Origin of the sequence: Acetobacter okinawensis (genome assembly GCF_002153655.1) — a bacterium.
GTDB classification, from domain to species: domain Bacteria; phylum Pseudomonadota; class Alphaproteobacteria; order Acetobacterales; family Acetobacteraceae; genus Acetobacter; species Acetobacter okinawensis_A.
In genome coordinates, this window is the sequence record NZ_JOPJ01000040.1 from 1 (window position 1) to 4,582 (window position 4,582).

The following is a 4,582-nucleotide window of genomic DNA, read 5'->3' on the forward strand; positions in this document are numbered from 1 at the left end:
TCATACATTCATGTCCGCAATCCAAATCGCAGCAAGCGTCATCTTCTACCTCAAAGAATGAGTCCTGAGCCTAAACTATTCTGCCATGCTGGACCATGATGAGGCGGACTTGGTCGTAGCTGGCCCCGGCGCGATCAACGGTATCTCGAAATGCTTCCGTGATACAGAGGGCCGGGGCCGATCCGCCGAGACAGTAATCCGGTGGGTCTATGAGCGCCAGAATCTGGAATTCGCGCAGCGCGGCCTTGATTTTCCCGGGCTGTTCGGCCGACCGCTCCAGCCGGTCGATTGCCAGAACCTGTTCTGCGAGATCTCTAAATATGCGCGCACAGCGCATCCTGACATCAGCGGAATTTCAGGTCGGACGCGGATCAAACAGTCCTACGAGGCGACCAACCGCCCGCTTGCGTCACCACACTTTCTTCCTCGCTGGAGGCTGAATTCTCCGCACGATATGATCGGACAGGCAACTGACCAAGCCTTGCTGCTTTAGTAGCGCAATCACGACCTGATCAGGCCACAAACGAAAGGTATCAACCCAGAAGCAGGGTGATTTCCCTGTGTACAATCGCCGGCAAATCGATCGTGCTGAAGTCCTGGAGACGTAGCCATGCGAGTGCCGTCTCACGGTCCATGTTGTAATTTACTGCGCGTTGCTGCAGGAGCCGAGCGGAAATGCGCGACAGGCCAAGATCGATTAGGCTGAGCATAGTTTCTGACGACGCCCCGACCTCTAAAAACAGCGGGATGGCTGGAATGTGTGCCGCCGCTCGATGCTCACCGAGCGCCATCAACACTTGGCGTAGCACTGAATTATAGCAACCCATCTGCTTGACGAATTTGAACCGAAGTCCGCGTTCGACGTCCTTCAATATATCGCGGATGATTGAGGACCTACTGCGCAAACGAAGACGTCGGCCTGCGGCCTGTCCTTCAGCGGCCCTTCGCTTATCCTGATCAATAGCGAATTGGATCAGATCGGGCAGCCCCTCGCCGCGCATCCATTGTAGCGATAGAGTCGCCCAACGGATATAGGCTTTGCTTTTGCGCTCGCCATCCAACTCCACTTGTAACCGGCGGTATACGTCGATGAGTCTAGCCTGCACCTTCTTCCAATCACCGGCGGGATGAGGAGGCATGTAATAGTCGACACCCTTCTTCGGCACATCTTTGATTAATTTCGCATAGAGACGCTGTTGGCAATGCGGCGATATGGTGGGATTCTCGCAGAGCGTCACATCGGGGACCTGGATAGTGCTGGCTGCCGCCTTAATACCTGCCTCGATCTTAGCACGGATGCCGGTCGAGACATCGAGCTGGTCGAGGGTTTCGTCTAGTTTCCCGAACCGATAATCCCTGAATAGGCGAGAGAAGGTGCTTTCGAGAAGTTTGTCCTGTCCCGACGCAATACCGGCATTCCCAATATAGGCGATAAGAGCGTCACTGTTGCCAACGACCTGCTCCTGAAGGGCTGATTGGATATAACCTTCCGGTCCGAATGCAAGTGGTTGCTTCTTCCAGGCGGCATAGTCGATCAGAAAGACGTTGCCCTCAAATTCCTTTCCGAGACGACCCGCCCGGCCGGCCAGATTCCAGAAATCAACTGGCTCAAGCGGCTCCTCCCCCTTTTCCGGGCAGCGCATGAAGATATTGCGCGCTGGCAAATTCACGCCTTGCAGTAGGGTGTTAGTGCATACGATGAAATCGAGTGTCCGGTCATCGAATGCCTCCTCGATCGCACGGCGCACAAGACTTGGAATATGGCCATAGTGAAAGCCAATGCCGACCAGAACAGTCTGAGCGAGCAGAAAATCGGGATGAACATGATCTTGAATGAAACGGGATAACTCGCGGCGCTGCTCTGTATAGGGACCCTCCTCACTGGCAGATGCAAGATCCTTGAGTAACCATGCCAGACGCTCGCACCCCGACTGAGTATCGCCATAGACGATACTTTGCGATCCTCGGCCGAAATGCCAGGCGAGATGAACGAGCTTCTGGTCAGCTTGGACCAATGCTGTAGACAAATCGAAACGTAGGGAGTCGGCTGGTTGCGTACCGTTCCATAGCCTCGCGTCGACTTGGTCCGGCACGCTGTCGGGCACATCGAGGAGGATGATATTCTGCCCGACAGGGCTATCCGCCGTTTTGTGGACCTGCAGATCGACCATGCGGAAGATTCGCGCAAGTGCGTCGGGATTGGTGACGCGGGGCAGCGTGAAGAGTAGCTGCGTCGCAGGATTGCGTGCATGTAATTCCTCAATCACGGACTGGAGGATGATGCCGCGGTCGCCATCACCGATAAGATGAGCCTCGTCGATGACTGCAATATCGACATGGAAGGAGGGATCGCCGAGAAGAACTTGGATGCGCTCCTGGGTCATAACGTAGATGGTCGGGCCCAAGACGTTAGCGGATGCCATCGGAACGGTTAGAATTCGGGCCTTCAACTCCGTAATACGAGCCAGACGTGCGATCAGCTGCGTTGAAACCTGCGTGATAAGCGCACGGGTCGGCACGATAAACGCTGCGCTGAGCGCCCTACCGCGACTCAATTGATCAACCAGATACATCTGGAAAGTGAAAGACTTTCCAGCCGACGTAGGAGCGGATGAGATTACGGAACGACCGCTATTGAGATCACTCCAGATAACCCGCTGATAGTCAGTTAGCGAGAGTTCACCGCCGACGAAGGAGATTGTGTTTTGTATCCGATGGGAGGTCGCCTCAAGTAACACGGGCGTTGGCAGTCGCGACTGACGATCGCGAAAATCGGAGCGGAAATCGAGCGCAGGAAAATGTCCGAGCCGGCTCAACACTAAGGTCAGGCTGTCGGCTAAGCCCCCAAGCGCCTCGCCATAAAGTTCAAAGGCAGCAGTCGCGATCGCAAATGCGTCGCGACGTGCATCCGCATTCGTGCTAAGGCTGAACAAACCTGCGCTCTGGATCAGCCGCTCGAGCACTCGTCCCTCGGGCTCGGCATGACCGCCGTCACGCGCCAGCGTTTGACTCATACGGTCGCTGAGCAACCCCTGAAAATCCGTGAGGAAACTGGCGTTCTCCCGGATGTCAGAAACAAGCGCTTCAAGCAATATGCACCCCCAGCTTCTGAGCAAATGCCTTGCGAAAAACAGTTAGGTCGGGAAATGGCATCACAAAGAAGCGCAGCCGGTTAGGCTCGGGCAAAGTATTACCGACCTTCTTCTGAATCAGCGCAGCGATTTCGCCAGCGCGCTTAGCATATATCTGCTGGAATGTGCTCTCGATTGCATCGCCGGACAACTTCGCGACTTTGCTGTAGACATGGTAGTTAAAACCAATGAAGCACGTGTGAACCGTGTGGAACACCGGTGGTGGTGATATATAGGGGTTAAGTGTGTCCTGTAGATAGCCCTGCACCTCGGGGGCGAGACCGGTCAGATCCATGTTGCCGTTGATGATGTCGATCTCGCGCGTCCGCAGTGAAAGGTCGCTCAGATAGTCGACGATCGAGCCTATCGCGTCGTCGACTGCGGTCGCGAGGCCGGTGTGCAGCTTGGCCTCGCCGAGATGCAGCACCAGCCCCTTGAGGTCGGGACAGTAACGGACATGAATGCCATCGCGACCATGGACATTCATGTTGCTGTTGGTCTTTAAGCTCATCTTGGAGATAAGCAGAGGCGCTTTCACAACGGCCTCTAGTATGAGGAACAGAAGTAGCTCTCCAGCCTCGCCTCCGTTGAGCGCCGCGCCTCGCGTGCGCACAAACAGTTCTCGGGCACGGTCGCCCAACGTGATGATGGCGTTGGCGTCGTGAGCAGCCCAAGCAGCGTCGAGCACACGCTTGACCTCACCGCGCGGCAGGCAGAACGGGACGAGCGAACGATAGATATATTGGACCAATGCGTCGATATTTGGTCCGCCTGCCCCGAACAAGGGATATAAGAACTCGCCTGCTAGAAAGGGACTGTCGGGCTGCCAGTCGAAATCGATTTTACGGACGTATTCGTGAAAATGAGGATGCTTTTCGCACAGCATTTCGATCGCTGTCTGCAGAATAGATGGCTCGACTCCCCCCCCGCCAGAAGGAACCGATACCCCATCCGAATCAGACGCTCTCATGGCACGTGGCCTATGTAATGTGACTGGTGCGTAGGAGCCGCGGGCAGGCCAGGGTCACAAGCATTAAACCACTCAATCCGCTTCAAGTTCGATCCTTTCTTCTCGTCTCCTCTATACGATATTATCCAGCGTTGTTTAGCAGATCAATGGCCGCTGCTAATACGAGCGTGATGGTCGCAAATGCTCCGCTTGACCCTGCCCCGTGGAATGCCCTCGTTTTTGAGTAAAGTCTGCCCAACCGGAGACAGGCAATGAAGGGATCGCGTTTCACGCAGGATCAGATAATCGGGATCCTGAAGGAGCATCAGGCAGGTGCGTCGGCCACCGATCCAGGTCGGCCCTGATCATCGCACACGGCATGAAGTTTTGAGTTCAGGCCGCCTTTTGTCCGTCCGATATGGCGGGGAAAAGCCCCTTTTTGAGCAGGGACGCCGATGTCCGGTGTGCCTTGAGATGTGTTGCATCGATCATCAGACGCTTC

The 4,582-nt window shown here is 55.5% G+C and carries 3 protein-coding genes and 1 pseudogene; 1 reads left to right on the top strand and 3 read right to left on the bottom strand.

Features of this window, described 5'->3' with window-relative positions:
* The first annotated feature begins 64 nt into the window (after window positions 1-64).
* Window positions 65-493, top strand: a complete 429-nt coding sequence (locus HK26_RS11555) for a nucleotide kinase domain-containing protein (protein WP_257640992.1) — start codon at window positions 65-67, stop codon at window positions 491-493.
* A 40-nt stretch (window positions 494-533) separates the two neighbouring features.
* Here the strand turns inward: HK26_RS11555 and HK26_RS11560 are convergent, their stop codons facing one another.
* From HK26_RS11560 to HK26_RS11570, 3 genes and pseudogenes are all read right to left on the bottom strand, one after another.
* Window positions 534-3,092 carry a DEAD/DEAH box helicase gene (locus HK26_RS11560; protein WP_086639922.1) on the bottom strand — a complete coding sequence of 853 codons (2,559 nt, stop codon included), beginning with the start codon at window positions 3,090-3,092 and terminating at the stop codon, window positions 534-536.
* Window positions 3,085-4,101 (bottom strand): HamA C-terminal domain-containing protein, encoded by a 1,017-nt coding sequence (locus HK26_RS11565; protein WP_086639923.1) that lies wholly within the window; start codon window positions 4,099-4,101, stop codon window positions 3,085-3,087. The genes HK26_RS11560 and HK26_RS11565 overlap by 8 nt, the downstream gene beginning before the upstream one ends.
* A gap of 331 nt (window positions 4,102-4,432) precedes the next feature.
* Window positions 4,433-4,582: pseudogene (locus HK26_RS11570) on the bottom strand (IS5/IS1182 family transposase); the annotation flags it as partial.

Excerpts from the sequence above, each read along its gene's own strand:
- HK26_RS11565 (WP_086639923.1), bottom strand. The coding sequence starts at position 4,101 with ATGAGAGCGTCTGATTCGGATGGGGTATCGGTTCCTTCTGGCGGGGGG.